At 73.3% G+C, this 20,119-nt stretch carries 9 protein-coding genes and 1 tRNA gene; all 10 read right to left on the reverse strand.

The features are described 5' to 3' along the window. Positions 1 to 75 precede the first annotated feature (75 nt). Positions 76 to 3,810, reverse strand: coding sequence for a BTAD domain-containing putative transcriptional regulator (locus OG956_RS15845; RefSeq protein WP_330338619.1), 3,735 nt, complete (start codon positions 3,808 to 3,810; stop codon positions 76 to 78). Between the two features lie 511 nt (positions 3,811 to 4,321). After that, positions 4,322 to 5,215, reverse strand: a complete 894-nt coding sequence (locus tag OG956_RS15850) for a glycosyltransferase family 2 protein (RefSeq protein WP_330338620.1) — start codon at positions 5,213 to 5,215, stop codon at positions 4,322 to 4,324. A 241-nt stretch (positions 5,216 to 5,456) separates the two neighbouring features. Continuing rightward, a complete protein-coding gene (locus OG956_RS15855; protein WP_330338621.1) occupies positions 5,457 to 7,475 on the reverse strand; it encodes a cell wall-binding repeat-containing protein in 2,019 nt (672 codons plus the stop codon). 413 nt (positions 7,476 to 7,888) lie between these two features. Further along, a tRNA-Thr gene (locus OG956_RS15860) sits at positions 7,889 to 7,965 on the reverse strand. Positions 7,966 to 8,072: 107 nt separating this feature from the next. Next, positions 8,073 to 9,671, reverse strand: a complete 1,599-nt coding sequence (locus OG956_RS15865; protein WP_330338622.1) for an alpha/beta hydrolase — start codon at positions 9,669 to 9,671, stop codon at positions 8,073 to 8,075. 119 nt (positions 9,672 to 9,790) lie between these two features. Further along, positions 9,791 to 10,996 (reverse strand): DNA polymerase III subunit delta', encoded by a 1,206-nt coding sequence (locus OG956_RS15870; protein ID WP_330338623.1) that lies wholly within the window; start codon positions 10,994 to 10,996, stop codon positions 9,791 to 9,793. 157 nt (positions 10,997 to 11,153) lie between these two features. Beyond that, positions 11,154 to 14,507 (reverse strand): dTMP kinase, encoded by a 3,354-nt coding sequence (gene tmk, locus OG956_RS15875; RefSeq protein WP_330338624.1) that lies wholly within the window; start codon positions 14,505 to 14,507, stop codon positions 11,154 to 11,156. Between the two features lie 240 nt (positions 14,508 to 14,747). Further along, complete coding sequence (gene topA, locus OG956_RS15880) at positions 14,748 to 17,600, reverse strand: type I DNA topoisomerase (RefSeq protein WP_330338625.1); 2,853 nt, start codon at positions 17,598 to 17,600, stop codon at positions 14,748 to 14,750. A gap of 268 nt (positions 17,601 to 17,868) precedes the next feature. Beyond that, positions 17,869 to 18,066: a hypothetical protein gene (locus OG956_RS15885; RefSeq protein ID WP_330338626.1), complete on the reverse strand. Its 198-nt coding sequence runs from the start codon at positions 18,064 to 18,066 to the stop codon at positions 17,869 to 17,871. A 527-nt stretch (positions 18,067 to 18,593) separates the two neighbouring features. Beyond that, a complete protein-coding gene (locus tag OG956_RS15890) occupies positions 18,594 to 20,114 on the reverse strand; it encodes a class I SAM-dependent methyltransferase (RefSeq protein WP_330338627.1) in 1,521 nt (506 codons plus the stop codon). Positions 20,115 to 20,119: the final 5 nt, after the last annotated feature.

The following is a 20,119-nucleotide window of genomic DNA, read 5'->3' on the forward strand; positions in this document are numbered from 1 at the left end:
ATTCTCCGGTGGCTTCGGAAAGGCCGCGGCCAAGCGCTCCGGTCGCTTCGAAGGGGCCCCGGCGAAGCACTCCGGTCACTCCGCGAGAAGGTCCCGCAGCTCCGCCACGATCGCCTGCTCGTCGGTGCCGTCCAGTGCCGCGAGCGCGGCACGCCAGGTGTCGTACGCCTCGGTCCGCCGGCCTCGCGCGCTCAGCAGCAGCCCGTGCTGGTGCCGGGCCAGGCCGCCCATGTAGCGGTCGGCGCGGGCGTCGGCCCGGCGCAGCAGCTCGGCGCACTCGCGGGCCGCCCGCTCGGTCTCGCCGAGCTGCCGCAGCGCACGGACCAGGCCGAGCCGGGTCTGGGACTCGCCGTGCCAGTCGCCGTGATCGCCGAGGATGCGCAGGCTCTCCTCGAAGTGCCGGGCGGCGGCGGCCGGTTCGCCGAGGGTGAGATGGGCGTAACCGATGTTGCAGTGCGCCGAGTGCTGCACGATGACGGCGCCGAGTTCGTTCCCGATCGCCAGGGAGAGCCTGTGCTGCTCGATGGCGGCGCGCGGATCGGTGTGCTCGTAGAGGTTGCCGAGGTGGCTGTGGGTGACGGCCTCTCCGTACGGGTCGTTCAACTGCCGCGAGTACGCAAGGCTCTGCCGCAGCGCCTCCTCGGACTCCGCGTACCGCCCGAGCCCCTCCAGGAGCAGTCCCCGGTTGTTCAGGGAGCGCCTGATCCTGGAAAGGACACCGAGCTGCCGCCAGATCTCCAGGGACCGGTCGGTGAGGGCGAGGGCGTCCTTCTGCCGGCCGGTGAGGAAGTGCATGGCCGCCAGGTCGCCCAGTGCGTAGGCCTCGGCCGCCGCGTCCCCGAGCCGCCGCGCCGCCCCGAGCGCGGCCCGCCCCAGCACCTCCATCTCGGCCACCCGGCCGGCGCGCTGGACATAGGGGAAGAGCAGCCGGGCGAGCGTCGACAGATGGGCGGCCCGCACCGGATCCGCCGTATCCGCGTTCCGGGACACCAGGGCGACGACGTTCTCCAGCTCGACGTCGCCCCACCCATGGGCTTGCTCGGCCGATTCGAAGCGGGCCAGCCCGGCCACGTCGGCCGCGTGCTCCGGCGGCTGCGCGGAGGTCGGCCGACGCCGGTCGTCCAGGTCGATCCCGGCCTCCACGACAGCCTCCAGCACCCGCTCGGCGACGGCGGCGTACCAGCGGAGAGCGGTGAGGTCGGGCGCGGATGCGGGACCGTGACCGGGAGCGCGACCGTGGTCGGGAGCGGGACCGTGCTCCCGAGGGTGACCGTGCTCCTGAGCGGGGATCGCGGGCGGGTCGGGTGCGGCTGCGGAACCGGCCACAGCGGTGCGCGCGGACGCTGCTCCGGTGGCGGGTGCGGCAGGCGGCGTGGACACGGCGGTGGAGGCAGTCGTGGCGGCGTGCGCGGCTCGGACGGCCTGATCCGGACACGAGCCGGAGCACGACCCGACGCCGGGGGCGGTGCCGGACACGGCTCCGGACTCCGTACCGGGCAGCGCCCCCGCCCCCGTGCCGGACCCTGTACCGACCGACGCATCCGCGCCCGCGCTGGACACCGTGCCGGACCCGGTACCGACCGACGCATCCGGCCTCGTGCCGGACACCGCGCCGGACCCGGTACCGACCGACGCATCCGGCCTCGTGCCGGACACCGCGCCGGACCCGGTACCGACCGACGCATCCGTCCTCGTGCCGGACACCGCGCCGGACCCGGTACCGAGCGAAGCCCCGGGCTCCCTTCGGCCCTTCTCCTCCTCCCCCGCGTCCGCGTCCGCCAGTTCGCGGGCGAAGTCGCGGACCAGGTCGTGGGGGGCGTAGCGGCCGTAGGTGGTCTCCTCCAGGAGGGCGACGTCGACCAGGCGGTCCAGGGCGGCTTCGGCGCGGCGTTCGTCGATGCCGGTGAGGCGGGCGATCAGGGGGGCGCCGTAGGTCGGCAGGTCGAGCGCGCCGATGCGGCGCAGGGCGAGGGCCGCGTCCCGGTCCGCCTCACGCTGGGCGGCGGCGAGCGCGTCGTGGGCGACGGCCAGGGAACGCCGGACGCTCAGGTCGTCGTACTCGAGGTGGCGCAAGCGCCCGCCGGTCTCGGCGAGTTGGCCCGCGAGCACGTCCGGGGTGAGGGCGCGGCGGGCGGCGAGCCTGGCGGCCACGACACGCAGCGCCAGCGGCAGCCGGCCGGTCAGCTCGACCAGCGCGTGACCGGCGTCCAGCCCCTCGCGTCCGCTCACCGCGCGCAGCAGTGCCGCGCTGTCCTCGCCGGTCAGCGGGCCGAGCGGGAAGCGTCGGGCGCCGTCGAGTGCGGTCAGCGGCGAGCGGCTGGTGACGATCACCGCGCAGCCGGGTCCGGCCGGCAGCAGAGGCCGTACCTGGGCCGCGGTCGCCGCGTCGTCCAGTACCAGCAGCACACGGGCGGGGGCGAGCAGCGAGCGGAGCAACGCGGCCGCCGCGTCCGGGTGTTCGGGGATGCTGCGCGGCGCGACGCCGAGGTCCCGGAGCAGCGCGGCGAGCGCCTGGACGGAGGTGAGCGGGGTCATGCCCGGCGTGGCGCCGTGCAGGTTGACGTACAACTGCCCATCGGTGAAACGTTCCCGCAGCTCATGTGCGACGTGCAGCGCGAGTGCGCTCTTGCCGACGCCCGCCATGCCGCTGAGCACGGCGACGGCGGGTGCCGGGGCGGCCGGCTCGGTGAGCGCCTGCCGCAGTGCCCGGCGTACGTCGACGCGCCCGGTGAAGTGCGCGGGCGGTGGCGGGAGTTGGGCGGGTCGCGGAGCCGGCCGGGTGTCCGACGGGACGCCGTCCTCCCGCCCGGACGGGGTTTCCGCCGGCTCCTCCGTGCCGCCCAAGTCATCGGCCGCGCCGACCTGTTGGTGTACGGCGCCCGCCTGACGGCTGTCGCGTTCCTCCTCCGCCCGCTGTCCGCCCTCGTCGCTCCCTCGCAGCACCTCGACGTGCGCCTCGCGGACCGCGGGGCCGGGCTCGACGCCGAGTTCCTCGATCAGGCGGGCGCGCAGATCGCGGTGGACGGCGAGGGCCTCGGCGTGGCGGCCGGTGCGGTGCAGCGCGAGCATGAGCTGGCGGTGGTAGGCCTCGCGCAGCGGGTACTCGGCGACCAGCGCCGCGAGTTCCGGCACGATGCCGGCCAACCGTGAGCCGCCGAGGGCGAGTTCGGCGTCGTAGCGCCATTCCAGCAGCAGCCGGCGCGCCTCCTGGAGGCGCTGCACCAGGGCATAACCGCCGAGGTCGGCCGGCAGCCCGCTGAGCGGGGTGCCGCGCCAGAGCGCGAGTGCGGCAGCACAGGCCCGTACGACACCGGGCCAGTCTCCGCGGGCGTGGGCGGCACGCGCCTCGGCGACCCGGGCGTCGAAGACGTGCACGTCCAACTCGCCCTGGTCGACGCGCAGGAGGTACCCCGGCGGGACGGCCCTGAGCCGGTCGGGGTCGTCCAGGAGGCGGCGCAGCCGGGTGACGTGGTTGTGCAGGGACGCCTGTGCGGACACGGGCGGCGCCCCGCCCCACAGGGCGTCCTTCAGCGACTCCACCGACACCACGCGGCCCGGTTCCAGCAACAGCGCGGCGAGCAGGGCGCGCACCTTGGGACTGCCGATGGCGCGAACGCCGTTGTCGAAGGTGTCGTCCGGGACTTGGCGCGGCGTCGCGAGGGCGGCGGAGGCGGACGTGCGGGTACGGGTACCGGCGGCAGCCGGGTCGCCGGAATGGGCGTCGGAGCTGTTGCACGAGATCCCGAACGGCGGTCGGTCGTACAGGACGGGCGGCCCCAGCAGCCCGAACCGCAGCTCGCACCGCCGCATCTCGCGCTCCACTGCCTTCCCGCCGACCGCCTTTCCGCCGACTGCCTTTGCACGCTGCCGGGGCCGGCCGCGCTCCGCGACGGACCCTCGCCCGCCTGTCTGACGCAATTCCGCCCTGCACAGGGCTGTTTCGCGCCACCGTCTGCCGGCCGGACGAGGCAGGGATCAGCCTGCCACGGGCCCGTTCCGACAGACCGCTGACGAATTCCAGCCAGGGGGTCCGTCAGCCTACGGCAAACCGTTGGCCACATGTTAGCGATCCGTTGGCGCGTCCTGATCAGATCATTTCCATCGGATCTGGATCTACGGCGCGCGCGTATGACGCGTAACTCGGGGGAGTGTCGCCGCAGTCCGGGTCCGGGGACGCAAGGGGCCCCGGTCGGCGGAGGTGAACGCCCGGGGCCCCGCGTCCCGTTCCCTTCTCCCGCCGGCTTCGCCCACTCTGCGCCGGGCATCATCCACCGGCGTGCCCCTCTCGCGAACCCCTCCCGGCCCGGCAGGCGTCCCCGCCTCAGATCACCGGCGGACGCCCCAGCCTGGTCAGCCGCCACACCGTTCGCCAGCGCATGGGGCGGCGTTCGCCCGCCGGTTCGCGGAGTCCTTCCACGAACCCGCCGAACCAGGCTTTGAGCCCGGCCGGCGAACGTGTGCGGGCGAGCGTGAGCAGCGTCCACACCCCGAGGTGCACGGGGACGAGCGGCCACGGCAGCCGGCGCCGGACGAGCCAGACGCGGTTGCGGGCGTTGACGCGGTAGTAGATGGCGTGCCGGGCCGGTGAGGTCTTGGGGTGCTGGAGGAGCAGCTCCGGTGCGTAGAGGATCTTCCAGCCGGCGTCGACGGCGCGCCAGGCGAGGTCGGTCTCCTCGTGCGCGAAGAAGAACTCGGCGGGCCAGTCCCCGGTCTCCGCCAGCATCGCCATGCTCAGGGCGTGCCCGCCGCCGAGGAAGCCGGTGACGTAACCGCCGCGCATCGGGTCGGAGTCGCCGACGCGGGGCACGTGCCGCTGCTGGGTCTCGCCGTGCTCGTCGGCGATGCGGAAGCCGACGATGCCGAGGCGGGGGTCGGCGGCGTACAGGTCCCGTACCCGGCTCAGCACATCGGCGTCGACGAGCAGGCCGTCGTCGTCCAGTTCCACCACGACGTCCACGTCGCCGTACTCCCGCAGCCGGGCGAGCGCGACGTTGCGGCCGCCCGGACAGCCGAGGTTCTCCTCGACGTCGATGGTGGTGACCTCGCCGGGCAGGGAGAGCCGGCGGGCGAACTCGGGCAGCCGGCAGCCGTTGCCGACGATCACGATGCGGGCGGGGGCGAGGTCCTGCTTGGCCACGGACTCCAGCAGGGCGTCGACCTCGGCGGGCCGATTCCCCATGGTCACCACGGCGACGGCGATCCTCGGCTCCACCACGTAACCTCACCCCATCCGGCCGACGGCGGCACCGCGCCCTGACCGCGCGGCGCCCGCCGTTCACCAAGATGTTGCCTCACCTACGGCCGTTGCTCGGGAACCGATCCGCTTTGCATCCTTTTTGCGGTGCTTTGCCTGCGCCGGACGAGCCCGACCCCAGGGCCTGCCCGCACCGCCGAGGAGCTCCCGCAGGCCCTGCCGGCGGCCTGGGCCGCCGCCGTCGGCGACCCAGGCGCGGCAGTCACCTCTTGATCGTCACCCGGAGAGGGGCCAGGTCCGGGCTTGCGGCGGGCTTGTAGCTGCCGGCGGACAGCGGCTGAGCAGCCGTGGTCTGTGGCACCACGCCCTTGTAGTACGGCGTGTAGACGTAGTGGGTGCCCACTCCGATGGCCGCACCGATCTTGGGAATGACGGACGCGTCGACCGATCCCGTGCCGCCGAAGACGGCCACGTGGTACATGCTCGACGACATGCGCATCAGGTACCGCTTGGTGTCGTACGACAGCGAGGTGGTGTCGGTCCACAGCAGCGGACCGTACGTGGTCATCGCCGACGACGCGGAGACGCCGCCGCGCCAGCTGCCCACGGAGGCCACCGCGGCGTTCGAGGGCAGCGACCACCACAGGTCGGCGAGCTGCATGGCGTTCGACTGCGGGGTGCCGCCGGCGACCCGGTAATAGCTGTACTTGCTGGGCCAGTTCGGCATCTTGCCGGCGTTGTAGGCCTTGGCCAGCGCCGACTCGGCGTCGGTCCCCACCGTGATGATCTTCGTCGTGCTGGGACTGTACTTGTTGAGGTACCCGTAGACCGACGACGTCATGGTCGTACCGTCGGTCAGCACGAGGGTCGCGGTTCCGGAGCCGCCCATGGAACCGGCGGCGGAGCTCGCGGCCAGGGCGTTGTGGTAGTCGGTGCCGGTTGCCACGAAGACGTACTTCGGCGTGCTGGTGACGGTCTTGGCCACGGCCACGGAGGTGGAGCAGCGCGAGGTGCCGGACAGCCGCTTGGCCACGTATCCGAGCGAGGTCACCTTGGACGCCACCGTGCTGTTGAGGATGGTGCTCCCGCCGATCAGGTAGACCGTCTTCCCCTTCGGCAGCATGCGCTTGAGCTCCGTCTGCACCGGGGAGTCCAGGCCTGTGCCGGAGGTCATGAGCACCGGCCCCCGCTTCTTGCCGGCCAGCGATGTCGCGGTCGTGGCGTACGCCGAGTCGGACTTGCTGATGAGCACGGCCGCCTTGGCGTTCTCCAGGCCGGGAGTGCTCGTACCGACGGTGTTCCAGGTCCACTTGGACGCGGCGATGTTCGTGTCGTAGGAGTCGGAGCCCCAGACACGGGAGATCGCGTTGTCACGGAGCGGCTGCCAGGCGACGTTGGTGCCATCGGCCATGGGCACCTGCGTCTCCGTGGCCGTGCCGAGGTCGTGGATCCAGACCTGCGGGCCCTGGGGGACGTCCGGGTTGCCGGAGACGTAGATGTCGTACGCGATCCGGTCGCCCTGTGGCGACCAGGCGGGACGGTTGTGGTCGGTCGCGTCCGTGGTGAGCTGGGTCACCCCGGTGCCGTCGGTCCTCACCGTGAAGAGCTGCTTGTGACCGTCGATCCGTCGCGTGAAGGCCACCGACCTGCCGTCGGGGGAGATGCTCGGCTCGCTCGCGTCGTCGGCCACCTTGGTGAACGCGCCGGAACGGCCGTTGTAGACCCAGACGGCCGGGGTGCCGGCGGTGGCGCAGCTCGTCCCCGTCCGTACGAAGGCGAGCATGCCGTTCACCGCGCCGCTCGGCTGGGAGTCGCAGCCGTCGGCATCGGTGCCGAACAGGGCCTTGGGCGTGCGGGTGCCGTCGGCGGCGGTCAGTCGCAGCCGGCCGCCGGCCGTGAAGACGATGTCACCGCCGCCGTACCAGAAGGTCGGATCGTGCGGATGCCAGCCGCTGCCCGACGGCATGGGGATACGGATGCCGATGTCCTCGGAATCGGCCCATGCCGTGCCGATGTAGTCGCCGTTCACGAACGCGACCTGACTGCCGTCGGCGGACCAGGCGCCCTGGTTTCCGGACGTGCTGAACTGGGACTGCCAGGACCCGTCGGTGTTGATGAAGTGCATCCAGCCGCCGACGTCCGTGTACAGCAGCTTCCCGTCTCCGGCCTGCCCGCTGCTCTGGACGGCCGCCGCCGGACCCGGAAGCGTGGCGACGAGCCCCGCCGCGAGCGCGGCGGCGCCGGTGAGCGCCGCAAGTATGCGGCGCGTAAGCATGTTCATGTGCCCCCACAAGTGAATGAATGGCCGCCGTGCCCCTCCCCCAAGGTGAACGGACGGCGTCGTGATCGTCCGCACGGCAGCGGCGAAACAGTAGCGGCAGGCCGCGGCATCTGTGAAGGCAGTGGCCACACGGGTAAAGCGCTGGTCGGAGGGCGGACCGGACGGCCGGACAGGCGGCGGTGCCCGGCTCTGCCCTCCCGTACGTCGCCGCCGAGCCGATTCCCGGCGGGCGATGGCGCGTGGTGCGAGCCGGCGCCCGAGTCGACCGGCGACCGCTGGAAGAGCGGATCCCGGACGTCATCGCGGGTGATGGGCTGGAAGAGGGGATGCGATGCGCCGTGGGGGAGACCACTTCGTGCCGCGTCCACTGAACGAGAAAGCCCAGCTCAGAGACTTTCCGAGCTGGGCTTCAGTGGAGCCGCTTTCGGGATTCGAACCCGAGACCTACGCATTACGAGTGCGTTGCTCTGGCCATCTGAGCTAAAGCGGCGTGCTGCCCGCACCATGGTGCGATCGGCAACGTCGGTAAGTCTACACAGTTTCCCGGGGTGCTTCGTACCGGCCCCGGAGCGCGTGGCTCCGGGGTCGGCGGCGGGGCTATGAGCAGCGCTTTCCGGCGGGTGGCGGGGTGCCTCGCAGCAAGTAGGCGCGGATCGCCGAGTCGATGCAGGTGCTGCCGCGGCCGAAGGCGGTGTGGCCGTCGCCGGCGTAGGTCAGCAGGCGGCCCGAGGAGAGCTGGCGGGCCAGGGAGAGGGCCCAGCGGTACGGGGTCGCCGGGTCGCGGGTGGTGCCGACCACCACGATCGGCGCCGCGCCCTGCGCCTCGATGCGGTGCGGCTCGCCCGTGGCCTTCACCGGCCAGTACGCGCAGTTCAGCGAGGACCAGGCCAGGACCTCGCCGAAGACCGGGGACGCCTTCTCGAAGGCCGGCAGCGCCTGCTCGACCTGTTCGGGGCCGGTGAAGGCCGGCGGCAGGTCCAGGCAGTTCACGGCGGCGTTGGCCATCATCAGGTTGCTGTAGTGACCGCCGGCGTCGCGTTCGTAGTAGCTGTCGGAGAGCGCGAGCAGGCCCGCGCCGTCGTTGCCCTTCATCGCCGAGGTCAGGGCCTCGCGCAGCTGCTGCCAGGTGCCCTGGTCGTACATCGCCGCGATCACTCCGGTCGTGGCCAGAGCCTCGCCCAGCTTGCGGCCGTCCGGATCGCCCGCCGGGATGGGGTGCGCGTCGAGCTTCCGGAAGAACGCCTCCAGGTGGCCGCCGACCTGTGCGGGGGTCGTGCCGGCGGTGCCGAGCGGGCAGTCGGCGTGCCGTACGCAGTCCTTCGCGAACGCCTGGAAGGCGGTCTCGAAGCCGGCGGTCTGGTCCAGGTTCATCCGCCGGGCGTCCAGCGCCGGGTCCATCGCGCCGTCCAGCACCATCCGGCCGACCCGGCCGGGGAACAGGCCCGCGTACGTCGCCCCGAGGAACGTGCCGTACGACGCTCCCACGTAGTTCAGTTTCGGATCGCCCAGCACCGCCCGCAGGATGTCCATGTCCCGCGCCGCCTCGACGGTGGAGACGTGCCGCAGCAGGCGCGCCGAGTGCGCCCCGCAGCTCTCGGCGAACGTCCTGTCCGCCGTGACCAGCGCCGCCCGCTCCTTCGCGTTGTCGGGCGTCAGGTCGGTCTGCGCGTACGCGTCCATGCGGCGGCCGTCCAGGCATTCGACGGGCTCGCTGCGGGCGACGCCCCGCGGGTCCATGGCGACCATGTCGTAGTGGGCGCGGACGTCGGCCGGATAGCCGGCACCGGCGTAACTCTGCAGGTAGGCGATCGCCGAGCCGCCGGGACCGCCCGGGTTGACCAGCAGCGAACCGAGCGGCCTGCCCTTGCCGGCTGCCTTCTTGCGGGCGACGGCGAGCCGGACGTCTCCCGCACCGGGCCTGGCGTAGTCGAGCGGGGCCTTCATCGTCGCGCACTGGAAACCGGAGACACCGCAGGCACGCCAGTGCAGTGTCTGCGTGTAGTACGGCGACAGCGCCGACGGTGTCGCGCGCGGCAGCGCGGCCAGCGCGGCGTCCACCGTCCCGCCGGCCGAGGTCGAGCTCCCGGCGGAGCAGGCGGACAGGAGCAGGGCGGCGGCCGTGAACAGGGTGGCCGTGAGGCGGGCCGTCCGGGTACGGATGCCCCGGGTCCGGCGGAGGGATGGCCTGGTGTGCATCAGGCGAGCGTAACGCTCCGCGATGCACCGGATGCGGTGCGTGGGAATTGTCGCCTCGTACGGGGGACACCCCCGGCTCGGCACGGCGACGGCGCCGGCCGGTCTCCCGGCGTGGCGTCTCAGCCCGCCCGCAGCGCCATCGTCATCGCCTCGACCGCCAGCAGCGGGGCCACGTTGCGGTCCAGGGCCTCCCGGCAGGCCGCGATCGCCTCGATGCGGCGGAGCGTCGATTCCGGAGTGCTGCCGCGCGCCAGCCGGTCCAGGGCGTCCTGCGCGTCCTCGTTGGCGATCGCCACGCGGGAGCCCAGCTGCAGGGCGAGGACGTCGCGGTAGAAGGCGGTGAGGTCGCCGAGGGCGACGTCGAGGCTGTCGCGCTGCGTGCGCGTTCTGCGGCGCTTCTGCATGTCCTCGAGGTCCTTCATCACCCCCGCCGTGCCGCGCGGCAGCCGGCCGCCCTGGGCCGCGCCGAGCGCCGCCTTCAGCTCCTCGGCCTCCTTGCCGTCCATCTCCTCGGCGAGCTGCTTGGCGTCCTCGGCGGCCGCGTCGACCAGCTCCTGGGCGGCCTTCAGGCAGGCGCCGACCTCGTCGAGCCGCAGGGGCAGCTTCAGCACGGCCGCGCGGCGCTCGCGGGCCGCCGGGTCCGTGGCCAGGCGCCGGGCGCGGTCGACGTGCCCCTGGGTGGCGCGGGCGACGGCCACCGCCACCTCGGGCTCGATGCCGTCGCGCCGCATCAGCATGTCGGCGACCGCGTCCACGGACGGCGTGCGCAGGTTCAGGTGGCGGCAGCGGGAGCGGATGGTGGGCAGGACGTCCTCGATGGAGGGGGCGCACAGCAGCCAGACCGTGCGGGGTGCGGGCTCCTCCACCGCCTTCAGGACGGCGTTGGCCGACTTCTCGTTCAGCCGCTCGGCGTCCTCGACCAGGATGATCTGCCAGCGGCCGTTCGCCGGGGCGGTGAACGACTTGCGGACCGTGTCCCGCATGTCCTTCACCAGGATCTCGGAGCCGACCGCGGCCACCGAGGTGACGTCCGCGTGGGTGCCGAGCAGCGCGGTGTGGCAGCCGTCGCAGAAGCCGCAGCCGGGGGCGCCGCCGAGGGCGCGGTCGGGGCTCACGCACTGCAGGGCCGCGGCGAAGGCCCTGGCCGCCTGGTTCCGGCCCGCGCCGGGCGGGCCCGTGAACAGCCAGGCGTGCGTCATCCGCGACGCCTCGGGCAGCGGCTCGTCGGCGGCGGCGGCCGTGACGAGGGCGTCGGCGTCCCGCGCGGCCGCGTCGAGCACCGCGCTCACCTTCTCCTGCCCGACGAGGTCGTCCCACACCGTCATGGGTCACGCCGCCCTTCCGTCACACTCCGCGTTCCGGGATCCATTGTGCGGGTGGGCACTGACAACGGGGGCCTGGCACCGGGTTCGACGGACGAGGGCCAGAGGGTCTGGCGGACGTGAGCCAGAGGGTCCGGCGGACGTCGCGGATCCGGTGGCGTCAGCCGCGCCGGCCCCGGCCGCGGCCCTTGCGGCCCTGCTCCTCGTCCTGGTCGCCGTGCTCGCGCTCGTCGTACGACCCCAGCAGTTCGTCCGCGAGCGACGGCAGGTCGTCCAGCGGGGTCTCCTCGGCCCAGTCGGGGCGCGGCCGGCGGCGCGGGGCGCCGTCGGCGTCGATCTGCGGCATCTCGCGTGTACGGTCCTCGGAGCCGTCGGGACCCGCGGCGGACCGCTCGTCCCGGAAGAAGCCGGGAGGCACCCGGCCCGCCGGGTCGTCACTCCGCACGGGCGGCAGTACGGCCGTCTCGTCCGCCGCACCCGGGACCACCGGCGGCAGTACGGCCGTCTCGTCCGCCGCACCCGGGGTCACCGGCGGCAGCACCGCGGTCTCGTCCGCCGCACCCGGAACGACCGGCGGCAGCACCGCGGTCTCGTCCGCCGCGCCCGGGACCTGCGGCTGCGGCAGCTCGGCCGTCACCTCGGGGTCGGCGCCGGACTCGCGCGCCTGGGCGGCCCGGCGGTCCCGGGCGCCCTCGGGCTGGTCGGCCTCGTCCCGCACGGGACGCAGCACCGTCGTCTCGTCCGTGCCCGCGCCGCGCCCCGCAGGGTCGTCGGAGCCCGGCGACACCACCGGCGTCGGGACCGTCGCCGCGTCCGGGAACACGCCCGGCGCGGGCGGCAGGGGTGCCGTGGAACGGCGGGCCGCCGTGTCGGCCGCCGCCGCTGCCTCGGCCGCCTGCCTGCGGGCCTCCTCGGCGCGCAGCAGCGCCTCCTCGGCCTTGCGCTGCGCCTCCAGCCGCCGTGCCTCCTCCTCGGCGCGCAGCCTGGCCTGGCGGGCCTCCTCCTCGGCGCGCAGCCGGGCCTCCTCCTCGGCCTGCTTGCGGCGCCGTTCCTCCTCGGCCCTGCGGCGGGCCTCCTCCTCGGCGCGGGCCTTCTCCTCGGCGAGCAGCCGCTGCCGCTCCTCCTCCGCGCGCCGGGCCGCCTCCGCCGCCCGCTGCCGGGCCTCCTCGGCCTGCCGTTCGGCCTCGCGGCGCTGCGCCTCCTCCAGCTCGCGGCGCTTGCGTTCCTCCTCCTCGGCGCGCAGCCGGGCCAGCGCCTCCTGGCGCTCGCGCTCCAGGCGCTCCTCCTCGGCCTTGCGCGCGGCCTCTTCCTCGGCCTTGCGGCGGGCCTCCTCCTCGGCCTTGCGCCGCGCCTCCTCCTGGGCCTTGATCTCGGCCTCGGACAGCGGGAGCAGGGTGTCCAGCCGGTGCCGGATGACGGTCGTGACGGCCTCGGCCTCCTGGCCCGCGTCCACGACCAGGTAGCGGCCGGGGTCGGCGGCGGCCAGCGTGAGGAATCCGGACCGCACGCGCGCGTGGAACTCCGCCGGCTCCGACTCCAGACGGTCCGGCGCCTCGGTGAACCGCTCGCGGGCCGTCTCCGGGGAGACGTCCAGCAGGACGGTCAGGTTCGGGACGAGCCCGTTGGTCGCCCAGCGGTTGATGCGGGCGATCTCGGTCGGGGACAGGTCGCGGCCAGCGCCCTGGTAGGCGACGGACGAGTCGATGTAGCGGTCCGAGATCACCACCGCGCCGCGCTCCAGGGCGGGCCGTACGACGGTGTCGACGTGCTCGGCGCGGTCGGCGGCGTACAGCAGTGCCTCCGCGCGGTGGGACAAGCCCGCCGAGGACACGTCCAGCAGGATCGAGCGCAGCCGCTTGCCGACGGGGGTGGCCCCCGGCTCGCGGGTGAGCACGACCTCGTGGCCCTTGGCGCGGATCCACTCGGCGAGTGCCTCGGCCTGGGTGGACTTGCCGGCGCCGTCGCCGCCCTCCAGGGCGATGAAGAAACCGTTCGTCGCCGGTGCCTCGACCGGGTCGTCGCCGCCGAGCAGCGCGTCCTTCAGGTCCTGGCGCAGCGGGATGCCGGAGCGGTCGTCGACCTTGGCGAGCACCAGCACGGCCACGGGCAGCAGCAGCGCGCCGACGAGCATCAGGGTGAAGGAGGCGCCGCCGTGCGCGAAGACGAACCTGCCGTCCTGCAGCCGGTGCCGGCCGATGAGCCCGGCGACGACGGGCGCGATCAGGGCGCCGAGCGCTATGAAGACCCGGACGACCGCGTGCAGGTGCTCGGTGACACGGGCCCGGCGGTAGTCCTCGGTCTCCTGGTCGAGCAGGGCGTGCCCGGTGTTGGCGGCCACGCCCGCGCCGACGCCGGCCAGGGCGACGATCAGCAGGACCGTGGTGACGTCCGGGACCAGCCCGGCGGCCAGCAGGGCGATGCCGGTGAAGGCGATGGCCAGGGCGAGCAGCCGGCGGCGCGAGAGCGAGGGCAGCACGGCGGGGGCGGTGCGGATGCCGACGGCGACGCCGCCGGTCAGGCCCAGCACCAGCAGGCCGTACAGGACCGGGCCGCCGCCCAGGTCGGTGGCGTGCAGCACGCACACCGAGACGGCCGCCGCGATGGCCCCGGCCACGGCGGCGCAGGCCGGGACGAGCAGCGGGATCGCGCCCGTGCGGCCCTTGTCCACGCCGGTGCCGGTGCGCGGGCGGCGCAGGCCCTCCAGCGGGGACCGCGCGCGGGGGGTGCGCACCGCGGGCAGTTCGAGGAAGGTCAGCAGGGACAGGGAGGCCGCGAACAGTCCGGCCGCCACATACGACCCGAGGGCCGCGTGGTGCTGGTCGAACCAGGCCACCCCGGTGCCCAGGAGATTGTTCAGCAGGCCGGCGACGACGAGCGCGGCGGCGGCCAGCGGGACGGCGGCGAATCCGGTGCGCAGCGAGAGGCGGCGCAGGGCGTCCATGTGGTCGGGAAGCGGCCGTACGGTGGCCCCCTCCGGGGGCGGGCCGGGCAGCAGGGCCGGGGCCGCGCTCTCCCGGCACACCGTCCACAGGCGCTCGGCGACGCCGGTGACGAAGGCGGTGACGAGGAGGACGGCCGGTGCGTTGTCCCGGGTCCAGTCGATCCACAGGGGGGCGACGATCAGCAGGGCGGCGCGCACGCCGTCGGCGCCGACCATGGTCCAGCGGCGGTCGAGCGGGCCCTCCTGGGCGGTGAGCGAGCTCAGGGGGCCGAGGAGGACCGCGCCGAAGAGCAGTGCGGCGAGGACGCGCGCCGCGAAGACCGTCGCCACTGCGAACGCGACTCCCCGGTATCCGCCTCCGAAGGCGCCCTGGGCGATCGCCGCCTGGAGGACCAGGAGGACCAGGACGAGGAGTGCGAGGGTGTCGCCGACACTGCTGACCAGCTGTGCGCTCCACAAGCGCCTCAGCTGAGGTCGGCGCAGCAGGGAACGGACGGCGCGCTCGCGGGAGTCCGCGACCAGGGCGTCGTCCGGAGCTGTGGTGGGGGCCGTTGGCTGCTCGGCTCGCGTCATGCGTTCAGCCTATCCGCAGCCGCCGACACCACACCCGCCTCTCCTGGCATGCGCACGCCCCGACACCAAAGTGATGCCGAGGCGTTCACTTGCGAAGCGGAAGTGGTGCGACCACGGCCCCCTGTCGCCGTCCGGAGCGCGTGCCGGCCTTGTGCGCCCCCTGAAGCCGGCCTCGTCCGCCCCCTCGGTGGCAGGAGGCCGCCGACCCCTGAGAAACCAGGAGTCGGCGGCTCGGCGGCGTCAGTCCTCGGAGCCGGAAGCCGTGGCCTTGGCAGCCGTCGCCTTCTTGGCGGTCGTCTTCTTGGCCGCCGTCTTCTTCGCGGCAGCGCTCGTCGTCGTCTTCTTCGCCGCCGTCTTCTTGGCGGCGGTCTTCTTGGCCGGGGCCGCCTTCTTGGCCGTGGCCTTGGTGGCGGCCTTCTTCGCCGTCTTCTTGGCGGGGGCCTTCGCGCGCTTCTCGGCGAGCAGTTCGAAGCCGCGCTCGGGGGTGATCGTCTCCACGCTGTCGCCGGAGCGCAGGGTCGCGTTGGTCTCGCCGTCGGTGACGTACGGACCGAAGCGGCCGTCCTTGACCACGACCGGCTTGCCGGAGACCGGGTCCTCGCCCAGCTCCTTCAGCGGCGGCTTGGCGGCGGCCCGACCGCGCTGCTTGGGCTGGGCGTAGATCGCCTGCGCCTCCTCCAGCGTGATCGTGAAGAGCTGGTCCTCGGACTGCAGCGAGCGCGAGTCCGTGCCCTTCTTCAGGTAGGGGCCGTAGCGGCCGTTCTGCGCGGTGATCTCCTGCCCGTCGGCGTCGGTACCGACGACGCGCGGCAGCGACATCAGCTTCAGGGCGTCGTCGAGCGTCACCGTGTCGAGCGACATCGACTTGAACAGCGACGCCGTGCGCGGCTTGACCGCGTTCTTGCCGGTCTTCGGGGTGCCTTCGGGGAGGACCTCGGTGACGTAGGGGCCGTAGCGGCCCTTCTTGGCGACGATCGTGTGGCCGGTGGCCGGGTCGGTGCCCAGCTCCCGGTCGCCGCTGGGCTCGGCCAGCAGCTTCTCGGCCAGCTCGACGGTCAGCTCGTCCGGCGCCAGGTCGGCCGGGATGTCGGCGCGCTGGTGCTCCTCGGTGTCCTTCTCGCCGCGCTCGATGTAGGGACCGAAACGGCCCACCCGGAGCACGATGTCGTTGCCCACCGGGAACGACGACACCTCGCGGGCGTCGATCGCGCCCAGGTCGGTCACCAGCTCCTTGAGACCGCCGAGGTGGTCCCCGTCGCCGTTGCCGGCCTCGGCGGCGTCACCGACGCCGTTGTGCCCCTCACCGAAGTAGAAGCGCTTCAGCCACGGCACGGCCTGGGCCTGACCGGCGGCGATGCGGTCGAGGTCGTCCTCCATCTTGGCGGTGAAGTCGTAGTCGACGAGCCGCCCGAAGTGCTTCTCCAGGAGGTTGACCACGGCGAAGGACAGGAAGGACGGCACCAGGGCCGTGCCCTTCTTGAAGACGTAGCCGCGGTCGAGGATCGTGCCGATGATCGACGCGTACGTCGACGGGCGGCCGATCTCGCGCTCTTCCAGCTCCTTGACCAGGGAGGCCTCGGTGTAGCGGGCCGGGGGCTTGGTGGCGTGGCCGTCGGCCGTGATCTCCTCGGCGGACAGCGCGTCGCCCTCGGCGACCTGCGGCAGCCGGCGCTCGCGGTCGTCCAGCTCGGCGTTCGGGTCGTCGGCGCCCTCGACGTAGGCCTTCAGGAAGCCGTGGAAGGTGATCGTCTTGCCGGACGCGCTGAACTCGACGTCCCGGCCGTCGGCGGCGGTGCCGCCGATCCTCACGGTCACGCTGTTGCCGGTCGCGTCCTTCATCTGGGAGGCGACGGTCCGCTTCCAGATCAGCTCGTACAACTTGAACTGGTCGCCGGTCAGGCCGGTCTCGGCGGGGGTGCGGAAGCGATCGCCCGAGGGCCGGATCGCCTCGTGGGCCTCCTGCGCGTTCTTGACCTTGGCGGCGTACGTGCGCGGCTGCGGCGGGAGGTAGTCGGCGCCGTAGAGCTGGGTGACCTGCGCGCGGGCCGCCGCGATCGCCGTGTCGCTCAGCGTCGTGGAGTCCGTACGCATGTACGTGATGTAGCCGTTCTCGTACAGCTTCTGCGCGATCTGCATGGTCGCCTTCGCGCCGAAGCCGAGCTTGCGGCTGGCCTCCTGCTGCAGCGTCGTCGTGCGGAAGGGGGCGTACGGCGAGCGGCGGTACGGCTTGGACTCGACGGAGCGCACGGAGAAGCGGGTGTTCTCCAGCGCGGCGGCGAGGGCGCGGGCGGTCGCCTCGTCGAGGTGGAGGGTGTTCTCGCTCTTCAGCTGTCCCAGGGAGTCGAAGTCGCGGCCCTGCGCGACCCGCCTGCCGTCGACGGTCTGCAGGCGGGCGACCAGCGACGACGGATCCGACGGGTCTCCCGCGCGGCCGGTCGCGAAGGTGCCCGTCAGGTCCCAGTACTCGGCGGAACGGAAGGCGATGCGCTCGCGTTCCCGCTCGACCACGAGTCGTGTGGCGACGGACTGGACACGGCCGGCCGACAGCCGGGGCATGACCTTCTTCCACAGGACCGGCGAGACCTCGTAGCCGTAGAGGCGGTCGAGGATGCGGCGGGTCTCCTGGGCGTCGACCAGCTTCTTGTTGAGCTGGCGCGGGTTGGCGACGGCCTCGCGGATCGCGTCCTTGGTGATCTCGTGGAAGACCATCCGCTTGACCGGGATCTTCGGCTTGAGGACCTCCTGGAGGTGCCAGGCGATCGCCTCGCCCTCCCGGTCCTCATCGGTGGCGAGGAACAGCTCGTCGGAGTCCTTCAGCAGATCCTTGAGCTTCTTGACCTGCGCCTTCTTGTCAGCGTTGATCACATAGATCGGCTGGAAGTCATGGTCTACGTCCACACCGAGGCGGCGGACGTCGCCGGTGTACTTCTCCGGCACCTCCGCGGCGCCGTTGGGAAGGTCGCGGATGTGCCCGACGCTCGCCTCGACTACATAGCCGGGGCCGAGGTAGCCCTTGATCGTCTTCGCCTTGGCAGGCGACTCGACGATGACGAGTCGGCGGCCGCCCTGTGCGGTCTCGCTGGTCGGGGACAACTTCGCTCTTCTCTCCGGTCGACGCTTGGGCCTCCCCAGGCCTTGGTCCCGGGGTCGCGGCGTACTGCTGGCACGTGTGACGCTGCGGAGTGTGACGGTACATCCCGCCCCCGTGTCAAACGGGAAAAGCCCACAACGGCCACTCGAACGGTAACCCGACTACCGGCATTCCTGCCGCCCGGACTGCCGGGTACCCACGCGCGGCATGTCCGGAGCGTGGCGCTCCCCTTACTCTCGCCGCACGGGCGCCATCATGCGCCCGCCGATGTCAGAGCCGCGTGAGGCAGTACACGCCGAGGGCCAGCGCGCCGGCCCCGGCCACGCTCGCGAGCGCCGCCGATGCGATGTGGTTCACACCGAGGGCCACCGGCTCCCGGCGCCTGAGGCGGGTGCCGGTCCAGGCCAGCAAAGCGCCTCCGAACAGGGCGAACACCGTTCCCGTGAAGATCGCCGGCCCGCTGTCCATCCCCCGCCCGCCCTTCCTCGCCGTCCGGCCCTGCCCGCTCCGCGAGACTGGCACGGGCGGGCGACGCGCGGGCCACATCAGGGTGAACGGAGAGCCACCGTGATATCGAACACAGAGGCGAAAAACTCCCCGAGTGGGCGCGGCGCCATATTTTTCCGGCCGTTTTCCGGGCGCCGGCGTCTCAGGGCGCAGGCCGCCGGTCCGCGCCGCCGTCTCGGGGGCGCGGACCGGCGGTGTGCGCCGGTGTCTCGGGGCGCATGCCTCCGGCGCGCGCGGGCGGCCTCACGCCGGGCGCCACCGTGCGCGCCAGGGTGTCGCACCGGTGTACGACGACTAGCCGGGCGCGGGCCATGAAGTCGTCCCGGAGCGGCTACGACGGCACGGGTATGTGCCCTGCCCCGGCGGCGCGGGCCGTCGCAGACCTCGCAGACCTCAGGGCCGGGCCGCGCACACACCCCGGGGGACGGGCCCGCACGGCACAGGGCGCAGTCAGCACGGCGCCGCGGCCCGGCCCCTGGCCGGCCTGCTCAGCGCACCGGCTCCAGGAAGCCCTGCTCCACCAGCAGGCGGATCTGGGCGGGCGTCCGGTCGCGGAGGACGACCGGGTCCTCATCCACGAGCTGGGCGATGGCGTCCAGGATGCGGCCCGCGCTCAGCGTGCCGTCGCAGACGCCCGCGAACCCGGCGCCGACCGTGTCCACCTTCGTGGCCCGGCGCATCCCCCGGTGCTGGCGCAGCACCACATGCTCCGGGTCCTCGGCGCCGGGCAGCCCGACCTGCTCCTGGACCACCTCGGCGGCGAGCCTGAAGCGGCTGTCGAGCAGCGCCGCGTCGTCGTGGTCCCGGAGATAGTCGAGCCGCTCGAAGTGCGCCCGGATCGTGTCCCCGAGGGGCTGCTCGACCGGGTGCGGCCACTCCTCCACCGTGACGACGGGCTCGGCGGAATCCGTCCGGCGCAGGGTGATCCAGCCGAAGCCGACCGCCTTGACCTTGCGCGCCTCGAACTCGTCGAGCCAGGCGTCGTACCGCGCCTGGTACTCCGCCGGGTCCCCGCGGTGGTCACCGGCGTCCCTCAGCCACAGCTCGGCGTACTGCGTGACGTCCTGCACCTCGCGCTGCACGATCCAGGCATCGCACCCGCGCGGCACCCACGACCTGAGCCTGTCCTGCCAGTCCTCCCCTGCCACGTGCTGCCAGTTGGCGAGGAACTGCGCGAACCCGCCCTCGTTCAGCCGTTCCCCCGCCTGCTGAACGAGCGAGCGGCACAGATCGTCCCCGCCCATCCCGCCGTCCCGGTACGTGAGGCGGGCACCGGGAGAGATGACGAAGGGCGGGTTGGAGATGATCAGGTCGAAGGTCTCGTCGTCCCGGACCGGCTCGAACAGCGAACCCTCGCGCAGGTCGGCGGCGGGCGCACCGGAGAGCGCGAGCGTGAGCGCGGTGATGTGCAGGGCGCGCGGGTTGAGGTCGGTCGCCGTCACGCGCGTGGCGTGCTGGGCGGCGTGCAGCGCCTGGATGCCGGAGCCGGTGCCCAGGTCCAGCGCGGACGCGACCGGCGTGCGGACGGTGATGCCGGCGAGCGTCGTGGAGGCGCCGCCGACGCCCAGGACGACGCCCTCGTCGCGCTGTCCGATGCCGCCCGCCCCGCCGACCGCGCAGCCCAGGTCGGAGACGATGAACCAGTCCTCGCCGCCGGGGCCGCCGTAAGGCCGTACGTCCACGGTCGCGGCCACCTCGTCACCGCCCACGCGCGTGAGCCACCCGGCCTCCAGGGCCTCCTCGGCCGGGAGGACGGCCGCCACGCGCGCGTACGGCACCGGCTGCTGGAGCAGGAACAGCCGTACGAGCGTCTCCAGCGGGGTGTCCCCACGGGTCGCCCTCAGGGCGGGCACGGTCTCGCTGCGGGCCAGCGCCGCGTACGCGGGGGCGCCGAGCAGGTCGAGCAGCCCGTCGGCGGTGAAGGAGGCGGCCAGCAGCGCGTCCCGCAGGCGCGCGGCGATGTCGGTCCGGTCGGAAGCGGGCAGGGAAGCGAGTCCGGAGTCAGTCACGTCCC

Source organism: Streptomyces sp. NBC_00557 (assembly GCF_036345995.1).
Lineage (GTDB): Bacteria > Actinomycetota > Actinomycetes > Streptomycetales > Streptomycetaceae > Streptomyces.